The 18,642-nt window shown below is 46.1% G+C and carries 15 protein-coding genes; 12 read left to right on the top strand and 3 right to left on the bottom strand.

The genetic code is table 11. The features are described 5' to 3' along the window. Positions 1–77 precede the first annotated feature (77 nt). From MZO41_RS10205 to MZO41_RS10175, 7 genes are all read left to right on the top strand, one after another. Positions 78–983 (top strand): DMT family transporter, encoded by a 906-nt coding sequence (locus MZO41_RS10205; RefSeq protein ID WP_003642225.1) that lies wholly within the window; start codon positions 78–80, stop codon positions 981–983. Positions 984–1,118: 135 nt separating this feature from the next. Next, positions 1,119–2,972, top strand: a complete 1,854-nt coding sequence (locus tag MZO41_RS10200; RefSeq protein ID WP_003642224.1) for a collagen binding domain-containing protein — start codon at positions 1,119–1,121, stop codon at positions 2,970–2,972. A 323-nt stretch (positions 2,973–3,295) separates the two neighbouring features. Then, on the top strand, positions 3,296–4,705 hold the full coding sequence (locus MZO41_RS10195) for a subtype B tannase (protein ID WP_003642222.1): 1,410 nt from the start codon (positions 3,296–3,298) through the stop codon (positions 4,703–4,705). Between the two features lie 178 nt (positions 4,706–4,883). Then, positions 4,884–5,978: a PTS sugar transporter subunit IIC gene (locus MZO41_RS10190; protein WP_058906781.1), complete on the top strand. Its 1,095-nt coding sequence runs from the start codon at positions 4,884–4,886 to the stop codon at positions 5,976–5,978. Positions 5,979–6,151: 173 nt separating this feature from the next. Then, positions 6,152–6,892, top strand: coding sequence for an alpha/beta hydrolase (locus tag MZO41_RS10185; protein WP_003646039.1), 741 nt, complete (start codon positions 6,152–6,154; stop codon positions 6,890–6,892). 160 nt (positions 6,893–7,052) lie between these two features. Next, positions 7,053–7,310 (top strand): bacteriocin immunity family protein, encoded by a 258-nt coding sequence (locus MZO41_RS10180; RefSeq protein WP_003642219.1) that lies wholly within the window; start codon positions 7,053–7,055, stop codon positions 7,308–7,310. Beyond that, positions 7,310–7,459: a hypothetical protein gene (locus MZO41_RS10175; RefSeq protein ID WP_003642218.1), complete on the top strand. Its 150-nt coding sequence runs from the start codon at positions 7,310–7,312 to the stop codon at positions 7,457–7,459. Before MZO41_RS10180 ends, MZO41_RS10175 begins: the two co-directional genes overlap by 1 nt. Positions 7,460–7,578: 119 nt before the next feature. Here MZO41_RS10175 and MZO41_RS10170 read toward each other — a convergent pair whose 3' ends face one another. Beyond that, complete coding sequence (locus MZO41_RS10170; protein ID WP_013355898.1) at positions 7,579–8,553, bottom strand: zinc ribbon domain-containing protein; 975 nt, start codon at positions 8,551–8,553, stop codon at positions 7,579–7,581. Positions 8,554–8,571: 18 nt separating this feature from the next. Beyond that, complete coding sequence (locus MZO41_RS10165) at positions 8,572–10,020, bottom strand: zinc ribbon domain-containing protein (RefSeq protein WP_013355897.1); 1,449 nt, start codon at positions 10,018–10,020, stop codon at positions 8,572–8,574. A 1,248-nt stretch (positions 10,021–11,268) separates the two neighbouring features. On the opposite strand from MZO41_RS10165, the gene MZO41_RS10160 reads away from it, so the two are divergent. Together MZO41_RS10160 and MZO41_RS10155 are read left to right on the top strand one after the other, a co-directional pair. Then, positions 11,269–12,741, top strand: coding sequence for a UbiD family decarboxylase (locus tag MZO41_RS10160; RefSeq protein WP_003644796.1), 1,473 nt, complete (start codon positions 11,269–11,271; stop codon positions 12,739–12,741). A gap of 136 nt (positions 12,742–12,877) precedes the next feature. Beyond that, positions 12,878–14,257: an SLC13 family permease gene (locus MZO41_RS10155; RefSeq protein WP_003644795.1), complete on the top strand. Its 1,380-nt coding sequence runs from the start codon at positions 12,878–12,880 to the stop codon at positions 14,255–14,257. Between the two features lie 62 nt (positions 14,258–14,319). Here the strand turns inward: MZO41_RS10155 and MZO41_RS10150 are convergent, their stop codons facing one another. Next, complete coding sequence (locus MZO41_RS10150; protein ID WP_003642212.1) at positions 14,320–15,222, bottom strand: LysR family transcriptional regulator; 903 nt, start codon at positions 15,220–15,222, stop codon at positions 14,320–14,322. 440 nt (positions 15,223–15,662) lie between these two features. Between MZO41_RS10150 and MZO41_RS10145 the strand changes: the two genes are divergently transcribed. The 3 genes from MZO41_RS10145 to MZO41_RS10135 all read left to right on the top strand — a co-directional run bounded on the left by MZO41_RS10145 (position 15,663) and on the right by MZO41_RS10135 (position 18,612). Further along, positions 15,663–16,922 (top strand): LPXTG cell wall anchor domain-containing protein, encoded by a 1,260-nt coding sequence (locus tag MZO41_RS10145; protein ID WP_003644794.1) that lies wholly within the window; start codon positions 15,663–15,665, stop codon positions 16,920–16,922. Positions 16,923–17,237: 315 nt separating this feature from the next. Continuing rightward, a complete protein-coding gene (locus tag MZO41_RS10140; RefSeq protein WP_003642209.1) occupies positions 17,238–17,432 on the top strand; it encodes a hypothetical protein in 195 nt (64 codons plus the stop codon). Positions 17,433–17,607: 175 nt separating this feature from the next. Beyond that, entirely contained in the window at positions 17,608–18,612 is a 1,005-nt protein-coding gene (locus MZO41_RS10135; protein WP_003644792.1) for a tRNA dihydrouridine synthase, read from the top strand. Positions 18,613–18,642 lie beyond the last annotated feature (30 nt).

The following is an 18,642-nucleotide window of genomic DNA, read 5'->3' as shown; positions in this document are numbered from 1 at the left end:
AAGTTGAATTTGAAAAGACCATTGGAAAGTTAATTGGTGCTTGTTAGACTAAGGCTAGTGCTTTTGGAGGTGGTTAAATGCAAAAGAAAACGGTGGGACTGTTATTAGCCAGTGCCGGGCCTTTTTTGTGGGGAAGCTCGGGAACGGTGGCACAACATCTATTTGACACCACAACGATTTCGCCGTTGTGGTTAGTGGCGGTGCGGATGCTAGTATCTGGAGGTCTGTTAATTTTATATGGATTTAGTCGCCGGTTACCGGTCATGGCCGTGTTTCATGACTGGCGGGCAACGGTGCGTCTGATTGTGTTCAGCCTGTTCGGGATGGCTGGCGTTCAATTGACTTATTTTATGGCAATCAGTACTGGTAATGCGGCGATGGCCGCAATTTTGCAATTCTTGTCACCGGTGATGATTATTATCTTTATCACCGCCACGACTTGGCAGCTTCCAGGGAAAGTGGATGTCATTTCTGTGGTCTCCGCAATCGCTGGGACGGTTCTAATCGTCACGGAGGGGCACACTGACTCGCTGGCTTTGCCAGTAATTGCAATTATCTGGGGATTGTTGGCCGCGGTTGGTGCAACCATCTACACATTAATGCCAACAAAATTATTAAAAGTGTATGGCGCCACACCCATTGTTGGTTGGTCAATGCTGATTGGTGGTGGCTTGGTGCTAGTCGGAACAGGTGCTTGGCACCATTCGCCACAGCTAACCTGGGTGGCGTGGGGGCAAGTCGGCTTCGTCGTGATTTTTGGCACGATGCTGGCCTACTTGTTCTTTTTACAGAGCTTGGAATACATCCTACCAACGACTGCTAGTGTTCTGGGAGCTATTGAACCCCTAGCAGCAACCATTTTAAGCGTCTTATTTTTGCACGTTCACTTTAACTGGGTCGGACTGATTGGGGCGATAATGATTGTCGGGGTAACTATTTTGCAATTTGCAGCGACACGCGCCAATCAGTTTGTCTCTAAGTGAGCATTGATTGGTATAGATGGGGACCAAACAATATATGAACATATTAATCGTTTTATTCACAAATTCTATTGAAAATCCATCTTGCTAGCGTATACTTTTCGATGAAGGATATTATGTTACGAGGGGGATTTTTTTATGAAGTTAAGTAAGCGGGGACTATTCTGGCTACTTGGGTTAGTAAGTTTTGCAATTTTACTACTATTTAGTCAGCCACTAGGGGCCCAAGCCGCAACTAATTATCATGCGAAGGATTACACAACTGCCGCATCGGTCATCAATGGTCCTGATTTTAAGCACGCTGATACCATTCAAATTCAGTATCAAATGAGTTTTGGGGATACGGCTTTCAAAGCTGGGGACACAGTCACTATTGATATGCCAGCTAATTTGGAACCACGGACCGTTGGGGCTACTTTTGATGTGACTGATGCTGTGACTGGTACTGTGATTGGTACGGGTGTCGTCGGCGGGGATGGTCAGGTCGTACTGACCATGAATTCGGCGATTGAAGGTAAAACTAATGTAAAGATTGATGTTAACCTGGGAATGAAGTACCGTTATGATGACTTAGGGGAACAAGACGTTGTGTTTGATACCCAAGACGGTCAAGATACATCAGTGATCAATATGGTTGCTAATGAAGCTAATATGTCTAAAAAAGGCACCATTGATAAAGAAAATGGCACGATTAAGTGGACCTTACTTGTTGATCGGCGTGAAATTACCATGAAAAACTTATCGATTGCCGATACCATTGGTGATCATCAGCAAATGATCAAAGGTATTGAAGTCTACAATGGTGAATGGTCGAGTGCCAACACTTACAAGCGGCGTGATAAGCTTAGTGACGATGCTTATCAAGTTAACTACAGCGATAATGGTTTTGACTTGAAATTCAACGATACAGTCAGCAACCTAGTTGTCATCGATTACTATACTAAAATTACGGATACAGAATTAATTGATCAAAATTATCATTTTAAAAATAAAGCTGTAATGGAATGGGGCGGCGGTACGTCCGGTGGCAAGAACAGCGAAGAAGCTAACGGTAAGGTCTACGAAAAAGTCGTTAACGGTGGGAGCGGTACTGGCGACTTAAGTTCCAGCTCGAGTTCGAACAGTTCTAGCTCAAATAATTCGAGCGACGTCGATTCCAGTTCCGACCATTCTAGCTCAGAAAGTTCAAGCGCTGTGGACTCCAGTTCCGACGATTCTAGCTCAAATAATTCGAGCGACGTCGATTCCAGTTCCGACCATTCTAGTTCGGAAAGCTCGAGCGCTGTGGACTCCAGTTCCGACCACTCTAGTTCGGAAAGTTCAAGCGCTGTGGACTCCAGTTCCGACCATTCTAGCTCAGAAAGTTCGAGCGCTGTGGATTCCAGTTCCGACCATTCTAGTTCGGAAAGTTCGAGCGCTGTGGACTCCAGTTCCGACCACTCTAGTTCGGAAAGTTCGAGCGCTGTGGACTCCAGTTCCGACCACTCCGGTTCTGAAAGCTCGAGTGATGTAAATACTAGTTCTGAGAGTTCTGACAATACGACTACGGAACCAGACAATGGCCACCAGACTGGTGACATTGAAGATCCCGAAGATAATACGGCGGTTTATCCAGATATCGATGAAGATACTGGGACCATCGATGTTGATGGTGGGTTCGATAGTAACTACGATGGGAGTACGACTTCCAACAGTACTAATTCGTCAAAACCATTGAAAGATTCAACTTCGAGTGTCTTTACGAGTACGCCCGCTAACACAACGACGGGCCAAGATGGTGCTGATCAAACGCCAGCAGCGGATACTAAAAAGTCTAGTGCTAAGACAACGGTATCTGAAAGTGACGCGTTGACCCCATCAACGCCTAACCAAGTTGCTAAATTGCCACAAACTAACGAAGCTAAGATGGACAGTCAAGCGCTTCGTTCAGTCGGCATTTTGTTAGGTGTATTAACGCTAGGTGCCGGTGCACTTATCCGTCATTGGTTTTAAGGCTAACTGATAGCCCTAAAATGATGCACATATAATGTTATTTTTTAAAACGGCCTTCTGTTAATTCAGAAAGCCGTTTTTAGTTAGCGGTCATTTAATAGCTAACTTGAAATAGTTAGATTAGTTAGCAATGGCGACCATGGTCGTTAGAAGGGCTCACTGGTTAACGCACGGCAACATTAGTTTACGACGGGTTCACAAGCGGCTGCTGACTACGTTAATCGTTATTAGTCGCAATTGGCATAACTGGTTGCGCAATTCGATTTGATTTTAACTGGATAATGGGGGTAAAGTAACGAATAGATAGAAATGGAGGTCACAAGATGAGTAACCGATTGATTTTTGATGCTGACTGGCTGGTGCCGGAACAGGTCCAAGTTGCCGGGCAGGCTATTCAATATTATGCTGCCCGTAATATTCAGTACGTTCAGCATCCAGTCGCAGCGATTCAGGTCCTAAACGTTTTTGTACCAGCCGCATACTTGCATGGCAGTTCAGTCAATGGTTATCAGCGGGCAACGGCGCCAATTCTGATGCCGAATACGGTCGGCGGTTATTTGCCAGGACCGGCGGATGATCCGCAACGTGTCACTTGGCCGACGAATGCAGGGACGATTCAACAGGCACTTAAACGCGGTTACGTTGTGGTGGCCGCTGGAATTCGCGGTCGTACGACGGTTGATAAGTCTGGGCAACGGGTCGGGCAAGCGCCGGCTTTTATCGTAGATATGAAGGCGGCAATCCGTTACGTTAAGTATAATCAGGGCCGGCTGCCAGGTGACGCGAACCGGATCATCACGAATGGAACGAGTGCTGGGGGTGCCACTTCGGCTTTAGCGGGTGCGAGTGGCAATTCGGCTTATTTTGAACCAGCCTTAACTGCGCTCGGGGCAGCACCGGCGACTGACGATATCTTTGCGGTGTCAGCTTACTGCCCGATTCATAATCTGGAACACGCAGACATGGCCTACGAGTGGCAGTTTAATGGTATTAATGACTGGCACCGTTATCAGCCTGTTGCGGGGACGACCAAGAATGGGCGACCAAAATTTGAACCGGTTAGTGGTCAGCTCACAGTTGAAGAACAGGCCCTTTCGTTGGCGTTAAAAGCCCAGTTCAGTACTTACTTGAACCAGTTGAAACTCACGGCCAGTGACGGGACGCACTTGACGCTTAATGAGGCGGGAATGGGTTCATTTCGTGATGTTGTTCGCCAATTATTGATATCATCTGCTCAGACGGCATTCGATCAAGGGACGGATATTCATAAGTACGCAGGCTTTGCCGTTACTGGAAATCAGGTGACGGACTTGGATTTATCAGCTTATTTGAAGTCGTTAACTCGCATGAAAGCCGTCCCGGCGTTTGACCAATTAGATTTGACGAGTCCAGAGAATAATTTATTTGGCGATGCAACGGCGAAAGCCAAGCACTTTACGGCCTTGGCACAGACGCGAAGTACGGTGACTGCACAACTAGCGGACGCTGAGCTGATTCAGGCGATTAATCCGCTCAGTTACTTAACGACAACTTCGTCACAAGTTGCTAAGCACTGGCGGATTCGCCACGGTGCGGCCGACCGAGATACGAGTTTTGCAATCCCGATTATTCTAGCAATAATGTTAGAAAATCATGGTTATGGCATTGATTTTGCGCTACCGTGGGATATTCCCCACAGTGGTGACTATGATTTAGGCGATTTATTTTCCTGGATTGATGGCTTGTGCCAATGATTTGAATACGATGAGTGAAAGCGACCAGCGAGGGCATCGTGCCTGGCTGGTCTTTTCGTTTAGTTGGCAACGATAATGTGATGAAAATACGTTGACAATTTTCAAAACACGTGGTTAAATGTAGCTATTCTCATTTTTATCTAATCATATTCTTATTAATTTAAATGGAGGCCTACATATGGAAGCAACTACGACCGCGGCTACCGCGACACATAAGATGAGTACCATGGATTACGTTTATAAAGTTTCGGCAGGTGTTTCTAATGCTATTTTAGTTTGTTTAGGGATTGGATTGTTATTGCAGTCACTCGCGAATTTTGTTCACTGGACGGCATTATACCAAGTCGGTGCGATTGCGCAAGTGTTATTGGGACCGGCATTTGGAGTCGCGATTGCCACGATGCTCAACAGCAACACGTTAGTTACGTTTAGCGCCATGATTTCGTCGACGATCGGGGCGAACGCTGTCTTTTTCTCTCAGTCCGCAACTAACGGCGTCACAGCGACGGGGCATACGTTGGCCCAAGCAGCTCAGAGCTCGATTTTTACCACCGGTCAACCGATTTCGGCCGTTGCGGCTGGGTTAGTCGCGGTTCTGATCGGTAATTATTTAACTGGTAAGACGCCGCTTGATATGATGTTGGTCCCGTTAGCGGCCACTTTTGTCGGTGCGGTGGTTGGTCTCGGGTTAGCAGCCGTAACGACGCCCGCGTTGGTCTGGCTGAGCAAGTTCATCGCGACTTCAATGAAGGTCAACCCGTTGATCGGTTCGATGGCCGTTTCACTTGCCTGGGCGTTATTTTTAATGACACCTGCGTCTTCGGCCGCATTGGCGGTGGCGGTCATGTTAGATCCCGTCTCATCGGGTGCGGCCTTAATTGGAACAACCGCCCAGTTCGTGGGCTTTACGATTATGTCTTTTCGCCAAAATAACTTGGGGGCCAATATCGCGCAGGGGATTATCACGCCTAAAGTCCAATTTCCAAACTTGCTGGTGAATCCACGGTTAGCGATTCCACCAATGGTTGCTGCGGTTATTGCCGCCCCGGTAGCGACGATTGCCTTTCATTTTTCAACCAGTTACAAGCTGGCCGGCTTAGGATTGAATTCGTTAATTGCACCGATTTCGTTAGCATCGACGAACTTTAACAGTTTTATGGTCTATCTCTTGACTGGGGTGCTGATGCCAGCAGTTATTTCAATCGTGCTGTACCGCATTCTAGTTGTGGCAAAGTGGGTCGAATCGCAGCAGCTACAGTTGGAAATCGTTTGATGTCCAGCCGATATTAAGAGCCTGTTTCTATGACTGATGTGAAGGCCATGGAAACAGGTTTTTTGTATAGTGTTAGCTGTTTGTTCAGGATAGGGTGAGTGCTCAGGACTATGAAATGGGACGTAAATCCACTATATTAAAGGTGTGAATAATGAATAAGTGAGATGACATCGATGGAATTTAAGATTAAACGGGATGGGTTGGCGTTACAGGCAAGGTTGGAGACTCCGGCGGCACCGAGCTCAACGCTAGTCATCTTAATGCATGGGTTTACGGCCGATATGGGATATGATACGACCCAATTTGTGCCGCAATTGGCGCAGGCATTAGTTGCTCACGGCTTGGCAGTTCTGCGTTTTGACTTCAATGGTCATGGCCGTAGTGAAGGTCGGTTTCAAGATATGACAGTGATTAATGAGATTGCGGACGCTAAAGCAGTTTTAGATGAAGCGTTGACCTTACATTATGACCACATTGTCTTGGCAGGGCATTCGCAAGGCGGGGTGGTAGCCAGCATGTTAGCAGGATATTATCCAGACGTGGTCGACAAACTGATCTTGATGGCGCCGGCCGCAACGTTAAAGTCCGATGCGCAACAAGGTGTTCTGCAAGGTGCGACCTATGATCCACAACATATTCCGGCCTATTTGAATATTCGTGATGGCCTTAAAGTTGGTGGCTTTTATTTGCGGACCGCGCAACAGTTGCCGATTTATGAGGTAGCTCAGCAGTATTCCGGTTCGGTGACATTGATTCACGGTACGGCCGACACGGTGGTCTCGCCACAGGCTTCTGAAAAGTATCATGAGGTCTATCAGCACAGTCAGTTGCATTGGGTTCAGGACGGTGACCATCGCTTTAGCGGCGATGTGCGCGCTACCGCGATCCAATTAGCACTGGCCGCGTTTAAATGATGACTTACGCCAGTTAATATAATGTTAGGTTAGTTAACGTTGGTGAGTTTAAAGGCGGTGCTGACAAATTAGTTTAATGTTCAATGAAAATAACCTTAATCTTTTACCGGAAGACGCCTATACTAAGAGTAGTTAGTTTTCTGAAAGTAAGGTGTGCAACGTGAAAAGTGAAGTACAGGGAATCATTCAAGATTTATATCAAGAATTAGCACCAACTGCGGCGAATCAAGAAATTCGGGCAGCACTATTGAAGGCACACCAACAATTGAAACAGGCGCCCCAGCTTGATCATGCGCTAATTAAGCGGTTAACGAATGACGTGACTTATAATATTTTTACTAAACAGTTGCGCTTGACGCCAACTGAAAACTTATTGGTTAGTGAGTTACTATCGGTCAGTCATCGGTTGAGTGCGTAATGGCTGAACCAGCGACTCATTTTGGAGGTGGGACGATGCGCCGAATCATCGCAATCGGGAAAGCACTAGTGACGGCCGGATGGTTAATAACGATTATTCTGGTGGGTTACGGTGTTAGCCGTCAGCTCAAGCGGACACTATTCGAGTAGCACCCTGTTATCGGTTACAAATTAATTTGCTCAATCTAATGAATATAAAAAGCCTCGTAAATTAACGCATTATCATAAGCGTTAATTTACGAGGCTTTATTTGTGATACCTTCGAACAACTAGTATTGACTACCGAACAAGTTACCAATTTGATTGGCAAAGTCAGTTGCGTGACTGAGAAGTGCAGTCTGTAAATCCTGCAGAATAATTTTATCCATAAAGTAGAACAGCAGGCTAACGACTAGAACCGCAATAAGGGCTAGGTAGACGCGGCTAATTAATGGTTGGGTCACCGACTTGTTAATGACGAAGATCAAACCTAATTGCCAGACAAGGACACTGACACTCAACAGGATAATCGACCATCTGAAGCTAGCCGCAATGGTAAAGAAGTTATCAACACTGAAGTTAACTAGGGACGAAGCAAACCATAATAATAGGTTCACAATAATTGCGTAATTGGTTAACTGACCGAAGCGTTTCATATAGGTCGTAAAGCCGACTTTGGTCCCACGACTTCCAAGTAAGCAAGTGACATAGCCGACAGCCAGGTAGAAGCACATGCTGATTAGGAGACATAAGAAAATCTTTAAGTCGGTGGAAAAAGCTAATTTACTAATGTGGAAATAGCTTTGACTGTCATTGGCAGTGGTCAGAAACTTATTGCTAATGGTTACAGCGGCCAACGTCATGAATAGTGCTTCAATGACAAAGGAAATGTAACTAAAATAACTTTCAGTTCGGACTTCACAGCTAGGATTTTTCCAGCTAGCCAAGAGCCAACTAAAATAATTCTTAGCAGATGATTGCAGCTGTTGGACTTGTTGGTTAGTAGCCGTCCGTGTCGTATCAGCAGCTGCTACTGAACGTGATGCTGTTTGTTTTTCAGCGCTGGCCGATTGTTGTTGATTGGCTGAAGCTGTGCTGGTATGGACAGCTGCTTGCGTCGTTGCAGTCGTTGTTTGGGTAGCTGTGGCTGAAGTGGCGTTGGCCGTTGCCGAGGCCGGTGTCGCTTTGGTTAGATCGTAACCACAGTGGGTACAGAACTTTGCATTGGCAGCAATCTCAGTGCCGCAGTTGGGACATTTTTTCATAAGTTAAATTCTCCTTCATTAATCATCAGAATCATCGGATTTAGTGTACGACCGAATTTTTTGGGCCGGCGTGATTTTAACAATCTTGTAGTGCCCTCCGGTTTTCTCGACCGTCGCGGTGTAACGAAAGACCTGAATGCGTTCATCTTCAGAGTTGGTAAAGTCATATTTGACGTCATAAGTGATCTGGCTTTGTTGTTTAGCTGCTGGAACCGTTGATAAGACAGTCGGCTCATAGGTGACATCGAGGACGTCATCATTGTCGTAGTAGCCCTTCGCCATTTGGACCAGTTCTTTGTAGTCCGTGTTATCGGTACCGTTGACGAAGTAGTCGTCCAAAGTGCGGTCATCGTAATCCGAAGCATCCGATAGGTCACCGGTGGACGTATAACTGCTGACAGCGGTGAAGATACCGTTCAGGTAGTCCGAGGCAGTATCTTTACTCATCACACCGGCAAATTTGAGGTCCACGTCTTGACCCTCAGCGTCACTAACGTTAGTTTGTTTGGCGGTCAATGTTTGTGAACCGGCTTTGTATTTACCAGTCAACATCATGCGATTAGACCAGGGAATATCATTCAGCGCCAGTGTGCCACTGCTGTTAATCGTTCCTTCATTTTCGCCATTGATATAAACGGTGGTATTCGGTGTACCATTAACGGTGAAGGAAATTGTACGTAAATCCAAGTCGTAAGTTTGGCCGTTTGCCCGGAGGTAATAGGTGCCCTTATTGGTAATCTGATGGCCGCTAACCGTTCCCTTGGCAGTCAAGGTGTATGAACCAGGAACATACGGCCCGATTTTATGCTCGTAAGTTGCTTTATTAGATGTTGCGACGTGCTTACCATTAACGCTGAGTGCAACGTTACGGTGGTTCGTCGCCAGTGTGGCATAAACAGAAGTGACTTGTAGTTGATACTTATCGAAAAACAACCAGGATTTACCTGTTTTAACGAACTGAATACCGTAATCATTAGTCGCAGAACGACTTTTAAGCGAACTAGCCAGTGATGCTAATGATTTTCGATTGTTTTTAAAGTAAGTGACCATCGGCTTGACGCTATCATTTGTAATCTTGAGTGATAGGTCAGTGCTAGTTACTTGCTTCGCTAAACCTTTTCCAGTCTTGAGTGCGGTTAAGTCACGGTCGAGCTGATTGAGCGGCTGATAATAATTCTGTCCATACAGATAGCCGCCAATCAGAATGACAACGATAACGGCAATCAGACCCCAACCCCAAGTTGGCATATGGCGTTGGGGTTGTTGTCGAACCTTGCGCGTCGAACTTGTTGTTGACTGCGCGGTGTTTACTGATGGCGATGGCTGATCAGTGGTTGCGTGCAACTTAAAACCGCAATTAGGACAAAATTCATCCGTTGCGGCCACCGCTTGCCCACAGTTAGGACAAAACGATGCTTGGCCGCGACGATCGTCAGCGGCTTTAAAAAATTGGTGCTGTTTATACATTCCCCGATGCTCCTCCAAAAATAGATTGATTAGTCGACAATAAAAAACTATTTACTGGAGTCTTCACAGTAAATAGCCGCTACTATCAATCGAGTTAAAATTCTGAATAAGACGTGTCACTTGAATATGAATAATAAGTGCTAATCGATGAATAAGGCTATTGATGACTAATCATCGTTAATAACTTAAGAAAGTCTAAAAATTATTAACATATTTTAAAGTATAAACATGATTAAACTGTTTATCAATGTTTACACGGCGTATTTATTTAGTAATGCCCCAGTTTGCACAATAAACGACATGTCACGCATTAAAAATACGACTCGGCTAAATGCTGTGCCGGTTCGTTAGTCATGAATTATGATTGAAACGTGCTGATTTCCAAAGTCAAAAGCAGCCAGCTTAGGCCCGCTGGAAAAAGTTCGAGTTAGCGTAAAATTGCTTAGTTGGCGCGTCTTACGCCGACTTCCAGGCATTTCTGCCAATTGCTGGAACGCGGTGGACACAGATTTAAGCCGCAACCCACGTCTTAAATACTGGTCTTCCACTAACCAAGCCAAGGACGCTTGCTAAGTGGAATTTCACCGCTGAGCATTGGCTGAAACGCCTTCCAGTCGGAACAGTGTTCGAATGGCGGACATGTGCGTACCCAACTTTTGGTGAATTCGTCATTGTTTTTCATAAACAATAACTTTGTCAATCAACTGTCAGGGTGAAAATGATATTGAGATAGCTCACTAATCCTGAATTGGTGTAGTAAGATTTAAGCTCTTGACAGAGGGCTTAATACACCTAACGCTTTGTTTAAAGTTCCAGTATCAAATAGCGAACAACAAATTGTACCGAGTTCGGTGGTCGTTCATTAGCCATTCGAGCGACTTCCCGACCGGAGGGGCTGGGTGGACAATGCTCAGTAGCCAAATTATTCTTAGTCGGAAGTGGGGTACTTCCGGCTTAGAATAAGACTCGTATTTGAGATGACGCGGGTTGGGCGTTAGCTCAAATCGACGTCGGCTACGTTCCAGCAATTGTCACCCAGCCCCGGAGGTCGGAATAGGACGCGCACCGGCTGACGAATAACAATCTAAACTTGGCACGTTTCAATCATAATTAATACATAACAATCATCGACCTAATGCGTTTAGTTGTATTATTCCATTCACGAATAACATATCTGCGCAATCCGAATTGAACCCGCTTACGAGTGGCCGTATGATGGTCTTGTAAACTTTAAGGGAGATGAATGAAATGGCAGAACAACCATGGGATTTGCGTCGCGTGCTTGATGAGATCAAAGATGATCCGAAGAACTATCATGAAACCGACGTTGAAGTTGATCCAAATGCGGAACTTTCTGGTGTTTATCGGTATATCGGTGCTGGTGGGACCGTTCAACGGCCAACGCAAGAGGGTCCAGCAATGATGTTTAACAACGTTAAGGGGTTTCCTGATACGCGGGTCTTGACTGGATTGATGGCGAGTCGCCGGCGCGTTGGTAAGATGTTCCACCACGATTATCAGACGTTAGGGCAATACTTGAACGAAGCAGTCTCTAATCCAGTGGCGCCAGAAACGGTTGCTGAAGCGGATGCGCCAGCTCACGATGTCGTTTATAAAGCGACGGATGAAGGCTTTGATATTCGTAAGTTAGTGGCAGCACCAACGAATACGCCCCAAGATGCTGGACCATATATTACGGTCGGTGTGGTGTTTGGCTCAAGCATGGACAAGTCTAAGAGTGATGTGACGATTCACCGAATGGTCCTTGAAGATAAGGATAAGTTAGGGATTTATATCATGCCTGGCGGTCGGCACATTGGTGCGTTTGCGGAAGAGTATGAGAAAGCTAACAAGCCAATGCCAATTACAATTAATATTGGTTTGGATCCAGCCATTACGATTGGTGCAACTTTCGAACCACCGACCACGCCATTCGGTTATAACGAATTAGGTGTTGCTGGTGCGATTCGGAACCAAGCTGTTCAATTAGTTGACGGGGTGACCGTCGATGAAAAGGCGATTGCGCGTTCTGAATATACGCTTGAGGGGTACATTATGCCTAACGAACGTATTCAGGAAGATATCAATACGCATACGGGCAAGGCGATGCCTGAATTCCCGGGTTATGATGGTGACGCCAACCCAGCTTTACAAGTGATTAAGGTGACGGCGGTGACTCATCGGAAGAATGCCATCATGCAAAGCGTGATTGGACCATCCGAAGAACATGTCAGCATGGCGGGAATTCCAACTGAAGCTAGTATCTTACAATTGGTTAACCGTGCCATTCCTGGTAAAGTGACGAATGTTTATAATCCGCCGGCTGGTGGTGGTAAGTTGATGACCATCATGCAGATTCACAAGGATAATGAAGCGGATGAAGGAATTCAACGGCAAGCTGCCTTGCTTGCGTTCTCAGCCTTTAAGGAATTGAAGACTGTTATCCTGGTTGATGAAGATGTTGATATTTTTGATATGAATGATGTGATTTGGACGATGAATACCCGTTTCCAAGCCGATCAGGACTTGATGGTCTTATCAGGCATGCGGAATCATCCGTTGGACCCATCGGAACGCCCACAATATGATCCAAAGTCGATTCGTTTCCGTGGGATGAGTTCTAAACTAGTGATTGATGGCACCGTACCATTCGATATGAAGGACCAATTTGAACGGGCCCAATTCATGAAAGTGGCTGACTGGGAGAAGTATTTGAAGTAACGTCATCCATTGCACTTGATGAGCGTATTTTTATCGCATTGAACCAAAATTTAATCTTACAAAGAGCCGCCAGACCAACGGAAGTGTGCTGGTCGGGGGGCTTTTTGCTGTCAAAATTGAAGGGAGCATGTAGCTCGTGAACAAGAAAACGATTGGCTTTTTCAGCGGAATCGCCGTATTTGCCATTATTTACTTCTTGCCGATTGCCGGCTTGTCAGCTAAGGGGCAGATGGACTTGGCACTTAGTTTGATGACGGTCGTCTGGTGGGCCACCCAAATCGCGCAACCCGCGTTCGTTGGTGGGATTTACTTAATGTTGCTCATTATTATGAACGTGGCGACACCGTCACAGGTCTTTTCGTCGGCGTGGACTGGTTCAATTATGTGGCTCGTAATTGGGGCGTACTTGATTGCGGGGGCAGTTAATGAATCTGGTTTGGGTCAACGCATCGCGTACGCATTCATTATCAAGTTTGTGCGGAGTTGGAAGGGGATTGTGATTTCGATTTTTGCCCTGACTTTTATCCTCGCACTCCTGATTCCCCATCCATGGCCTCGGGCGTTCATGATTATGTCCGTCATTACGGTGGTCGCGGAAACGGCGAAGATGCCCAAACGCGATTTGGCTAAGCTAGGCCTCGCTGTCTTTGCTGCGTCCTGTCCGCTATCCGGGGTCTTTTATACTGGTGATACGTCACTAAATCCGTTGGCAGTACAGGCCTCTGGTCAGAGCGTCAACTTTGTCTCTTACTTTATCTACATGGGCGTGCCCATGATCATTGCGGCCATCTTAACCATGTTTCTGTTCTTATTCCTCTTCAAACCTAGTCAGGAAGTCCACATCGATGTGGAAGCGTTGAAGCAACAACAAGCCCAGTTGGGTGGTATGACGGGGAAGGAAATTCGAACAATTATTTGGCTGATCATTGCGATTGCACTCTGGTTAACGAGTGGGATCACCGGGTTGGACGTTGGTTGGTTGACATTGATCGTTGCGCTGATGATGAGTCTCCCAGTAGTTGGCGGGATCTTAACGGCCAAATCATGGGAAGGTGTTCCCGTGAACGTGCTCGTGTTCTTGACTTCGGCAATCGCAATCGGGAATGTCGGTGGTGTGACTGGCATGAATAATTGGATTGCGAAGACCTTGATTCCAAGCAACTTGCCAACTAATATTTATTTATTAGCGATTGTGATTACTGTTTTTGCCATGATTATCCACATGTTCATGGGTTCTGTCATTGCGGTGATGGGGATTACGATTCCGGCCTTCGTAGCGGCCACGGCTCATATGGGAATTTCACCCTTGGCCGTATCGTTACTAGTCTTCTCGGTGACAAACTTGCATTATATTTTACCGTTCCACAACCTCGCTGTCTTAGTTGGAAGCGACCCCGATACTGGTGGGGGTTACACACAAAAAGACGTGATGCGGTTAGGAATCCCACTGACGGCGGTTGTCTTTGTCGTTGCGTTAGTTGAGATGTTCTGGTTCCACCTCGTTGGGTTGGCATAAGCGGATAAGTTTAAAAAATACCCTTTTCAAACGGCCGGTTGGTCGGATGAAAAGGGTATTTTTTAAACTTGTTGATTTTCCTGGGCAGTCACCGTCAAGTAGTCAATTAAGTCGGTGAGTAACTGGTTCCCCGTTCGCTGGGGATATACAAAGTTCAGTTGACTGATGAACGGGATGGCGAGTGAGCGCATGACCACGTGTTCAGTCATGAACGGAAGTACCGATTGTTTAAATAAGAAAGTCACGTTATTTTGATTGAGAATGCCCAGGAGCGTTTCAATATGCGTACTTTCAAAGAAGAATTGGGGCGTCATGCCTTGCTGAGCAAAGAGTGCGTTGATCGGTTCGTAAACACCGGAGCCCGGTGGTAACGTTGCAATTTTCTGCCGCGCTAAGTCTTGAATCCGAATGACTGGCTGGGTAGCTAGGGGGTGATCACGCGGTAAAATAATTTTGAGTTCGTCAGCGAGTAGTGGTTGTTTTTGAAATTCGGTGGGTTGCAATTGGGTCGTCTGAGTATCGCGAATGATGGCCGCTTGTAGCTCACCACTCAGTAACCGTTTGACGATTTGGTCGCCCTCATCCTCGATGATTTTGATTTCAGTATCAGGATGCTGAGTATCAAAAGTGGCGATCTTTTTGGCAATGTTATATTGACCTGAGATTGGAATGGCGCCAATGATGAGCTTGGCAAATGTCGTTGGCCGATTCGGTGCCAAATCGTGCATCATGGTCTCATAGTCTGTAATCATTTTATGCGCATGATGATAGAACGTTTCACCAGCTGGCGTGATTTGTAGACGGCGCTTGTTGTGTGTATCTAGTAGTTTAATGTTCAGTTCGTTCTCAAGGGCTCGCATTCGTTTGGACAATTCCGATTGTGATAAGTGGAGTTCTACGGCAGCGTTAGAAATGTGGCGTAAATCGTACACCATCACGAATGCTTGGAGGTCATTAATGGTCATAGCAGTCACACTTTTCTTTAGGTTAAATTCTATTCTAACACCGATGGCGGGGCCCACCTAATTAAGTAACGGTATAAATTAGTATCAATATTGTGAGGCCGCTACGGTAATCGAAATATTAGTTATTTTTTTTATTGAGAATGGGTCACTAATGAAATCATGGTGCGGGTTAACATTTGTTAGCGGTGATGATTATTCGTTACCGTTTAATTGTGGATGGGGACTCGTGTTGAGGGAGGCAGTAATGACATCTAGATATAATTATTTTGGTGATGTGGATGAAAGTTGTTGAGTGGTTGGTGATTACAAATACGCTGAATCACTAACTTTCCTTGCTTTTGAAATTGAATCCGGCAAAATGAAATAGTTCCAGCAGTTTCATATTGATCATCATGCTGGTCATGGCTGGGCAATACTTTTTAAAAGGGGATTAGTTTAGTATGTCAAAAGCGCTTAAGATAGTGATGGGAATCACCATGTTAACAGGGGGCATCATGGCCCAGAAAATGACGGTACATGCAGCCGAATCTAACACTCGAACCGGTCAGGCAGTAAGGATGAATGGCACGGTCAGTTTAGCAAGTCAGGTCGAAAATAACCCAGCTGTTAAGGCGGCCCACTACCAGGTAACGCAAGCGGTGCAAGCATTAACCATGGCTACTACGGCAGTCAAAACGGCTATGAGTGATCTGCAAGCGGCGCAAACCACGTTAGACGCTGCCAACAAAACGTTAGCCAAGAATCAAAAGATTCAGACGCATATGGGCGTACTTAAGCAAGCAGCCACTGACCGGCACGTCAAGGCAACGAAAGCACTTGATGAACAATTGGCAACTAAAAAGACAAGCCAAACTGCGGTAACGACGGCGCAAGCGGCAGTGACTAAGTCACAAGCTGCTGTTCAAGTAGCCCAGAGCAACTTCGATAAGGATAACAGTGCGGCCAACAAAGTCACGTTACAAACTACTCAGGCAAAGCTGAAAACGGTGCAAGAGACGTTAACAGCGGCACAAGCTAACCTTGATAAGACTAATGAGCACGTGATGATGGCAGAAGAAGAATTAGCCAACGCCAAAATTGAAGTCAGTGGCACGAGCCGCGACTTCCAAATGGCACAAAGAGATTATGATATTGTTCAGCCCCAAGCAGCAGTTAATCAGGCGAAAGCAGCGGTGACAGCTAAGTTGCAGCGCGTTGCGGGTACTCAAGATCAGGTCGTTACTGCACAGCGGGAATTGTCCCAAGCTCAAGCTGGATTAACGACCGTGCGCGCCCGGACCTTGGCAACCTTAACAGCAGCGGCCGAAAAGCCAATGACTGAAAAACCTGTGGGCGAACGACCAGTCGTTAGTCATTCAACTGGCACGTCAACCAGCACTAATCAGTCGGCGGCACCACAAGCGACCCCGGCCAAGCCCACTCTTAATCAGTCAAGTTCAGCTTCCGTCCCAACAGCGCAGCGGGTTGTTACGACGCAGCCACGACAAGCCACAACGGTATTGCGGACGACGACGAGTCCGGCAATGGCTAAGCCAGTGACCCAGCAGACGGTGCCAACGACCGCAACTAAAACGGCCACGTTACCACAGACTGGTGAACAAACCAATCGAGTTTTGACCGTATTGGGCTTCGTATTATTGGCCGCAACTAGCTTATTTGGTTTTAGCAAGCAACAACGGCGCCATAAAACAACTGATTAATTAACAAGTGTGTGGGCACAATTCGATTTCTCAATGATTATTTCGAAGTGCAAGACTAGTCCAATCGGTTACTTTAGTCTGAGCGACTAAGTTGACGGCGGAATTAATGGCGATTTAAAAAAGTTCTTTCGGAGTTTTAGTTGTTCCTGAAAGAACCTTTTTGCTGGGAATGATTGGTATCGTTTAGTTAATAATAATATGCTAAGAACGCCAGTTTTTCGGCCGGAAATACTTGCTTGAAAGTAGCTGCTGGACTACTATAAACATGGTTTCAAAGAGCCCAAGAATTTTACTAAATAAGGAGTTGAGTTTGTGATGATGATGACGGGAATGATGGTTCTATTTGTATTGTTAGTTGGTTTAGTTTTAAGTGGGATTTTCTTCCGATATATGGATACAACTGCCGGTATCTCATTCAGCTCACTGAAGTTCGCTGATTTGCGGATGGAATTGTTAAACTTGGTACTCGTTATTGGACTATTGCTGTGGGCACTGGTTTTAATTCGTTAAAGCGACAATTAAACTTATCAACTTAGCTATTATTGCGAGTCCGGTTAACGCCGGACTTTTATTTTGGCTTGTGATTGGCGAATTATGTTAGTGCGGCCGCCAAAATACTTGCGCTTCAACGTGGAACACCGCTATTATGGATAAGTGATTATTATCTAGAAGGGAATGAATAACTATGACGCAGTCGCCATATTGGCAACGGATCGCGGCCAAAGCTCAGGCCGCCCAGCGACCGTTTTTTAGTTTAGCACCGATGGAAGCCGTGACCGGCTCCGTTTTTCGCCGGGTCGTGATGCGCGCTGCGGCCCCCGATGTCTTTTATACTGAATTTACGAATGCGTTAAGCATTACTCACCCGAAGGCTAAGTTTACAACGCGGGGACGACTATATGTTGATGAGGCCGAGTCGCCCCGACCAATCGTTCAACTTTGGGGCAATAGTGGTGAGGACTTTACGAAAGCGGCCCATGAAGTGAAGAATCAAGGTTATCAAGCCATTGATCTTAATATGGGCTGCCCAGATATGGCGGTCATTAAAAATCATAGTGGTAGTGATTTAATCCGACATTTTGATCGTGCCAAAGAAGTGATTGAGGGCGCACGTCAAGCAGAGCTTCCCGTTAGTGTTAAGACGCGGTTGGGCTTTGACGATGTGCATGAGTACGAGACTTGGATTCCATTTTTGTTGCAACAGCAGGTTCCCGTGTTAACGGTTCACGTGCGCACGAAGATGGAGATGAGCAAGGTACCAGCGCATTATGAGTTAATTGATAATTTAGTTCAAATGCGTGATACTTTGGCACCAGCGACGCTATTACAAATTAACGGGGATATCCTGGATTATCAGGCTGGTCTGAAGCTTGCCAAAGCCCATCCAGGAGTCGATGGTATCATGATTGGCCGCGGTATTTTTCAGAACCCATACGCTTTTGAACCGATTCCCCAGCCTCATTCAACGCGTGACATGCTAGAATTGTTACGGTATCAAGTAGATCTGTATGATCAATTTATTGGCTTAGGTCTACAAGGGCATTTCGCACCGCTTCAACGCTTCTTTAAGATTTATGTTCGCGGTATGCGTCATGCGGCCGAATTGCGCAATGAATTAATGCAGACGAAGACAACGGATGATGTCCGTGCGATTATTGATTGCTTAGAGGCTAAGCTACCAGCGGATTAGGTCGCGTTATTTTAACTAAAACGGCTATAT

The sequence above is a fragment of the Lactiplantibacillus sp. C232 genome (assembly GCF_023806725.1).
GTDB lineage: Bacteria > Bacillota > Bacilli > Lactobacillales > Lactobacillaceae > Lactiplantibacillus > Lactiplantibacillus plantarum.
This window is presented reverse-complemented; position numbering and strand designations above follow the sequence as displayed.

Coding starts and splice junctions, on each gene's coding strand:
- MZO41_RS10135 (WP_003644792.1), top strand. CDS start 17,608: ATGACGCAGTCGCCATATTGGCAACGGATCGCGGCCAAAGCTCAGGCC.
- MZO41_RS10140 (WP_003642209.1), top strand. CDS start 17,238: ATGATGATGACGGGAATGATGGTTCTATTTGTATTGTTAGTTGGTTTA.
- MZO41_RS10175 (WP_003642218.1), top strand. CDS start 7,310: ATGGCTGAACCAGCGACTCATTTTGGAGGTGGGACGATGCGCCGAATC.
- MZO41_RS10195 (WP_003642222.1), top strand. CDS start 3,296: ATGAGTAACCGATTGATTTTTGATGCTGACTGGCTGGTGCCGGAACAG.
- MZO41_RS10145 (WP_003644794.1), top strand. CDS start 15,663: ATGTCAAAAGCGCTTAAGATAGTGATGGGAATCACCATGTTAACAGGG.
- MZO41_RS10185 (WP_003646039.1), top strand. CDS start 6,152: ATGGAATTTAAGATTAAACGGGATGGGTTGGCGTTACAGGCAAGGTTG.
- MZO41_RS10150 (WP_003642212.1), bottom strand. CDS start 15,222: ATGACCATTAATGACCTCCAAGCATTCGTGATGGTGTACGATTTACGC.
- MZO41_RS10200 (WP_003642224.1), top strand. CDS start 1,119: ATGAAGTTAAGTAAGCGGGGACTATTCTGGCTACTTGGGTTAGTAAGT.
- MZO41_RS10165 (WP_013355897.1), bottom strand. CDS start 10,020: ATGTATAAACAGCACCAATTTTTTAAAGCCGCTGACGATCGTCGCGGC.
- MZO41_RS10160 (WP_003644796.1), top strand. CDS start 11,269: ATGGCAGAACAACCATGGGATTTGCGTCGCGTGCTTGATGAGATCAAA.
- MZO41_RS10170 (WP_013355898.1), bottom strand. CDS start 8,553: ATGAAAAAATGTCCCAACTGCGGCACTGAGATTGCTGCCAATGCAAAG.
- MZO41_RS10205 (WP_003642225.1), top strand. CDS start 78: ATGCAAAAGAAAACGGTGGGACTGTTATTAGCCAGTGCCGGGCCTTTT.
- MZO41_RS10190 (WP_058906781.1), top strand. CDS start 4,884: ATGGAAGCAACTACGACCGCGGCTACCGCGACACATAAGATGAGTACC.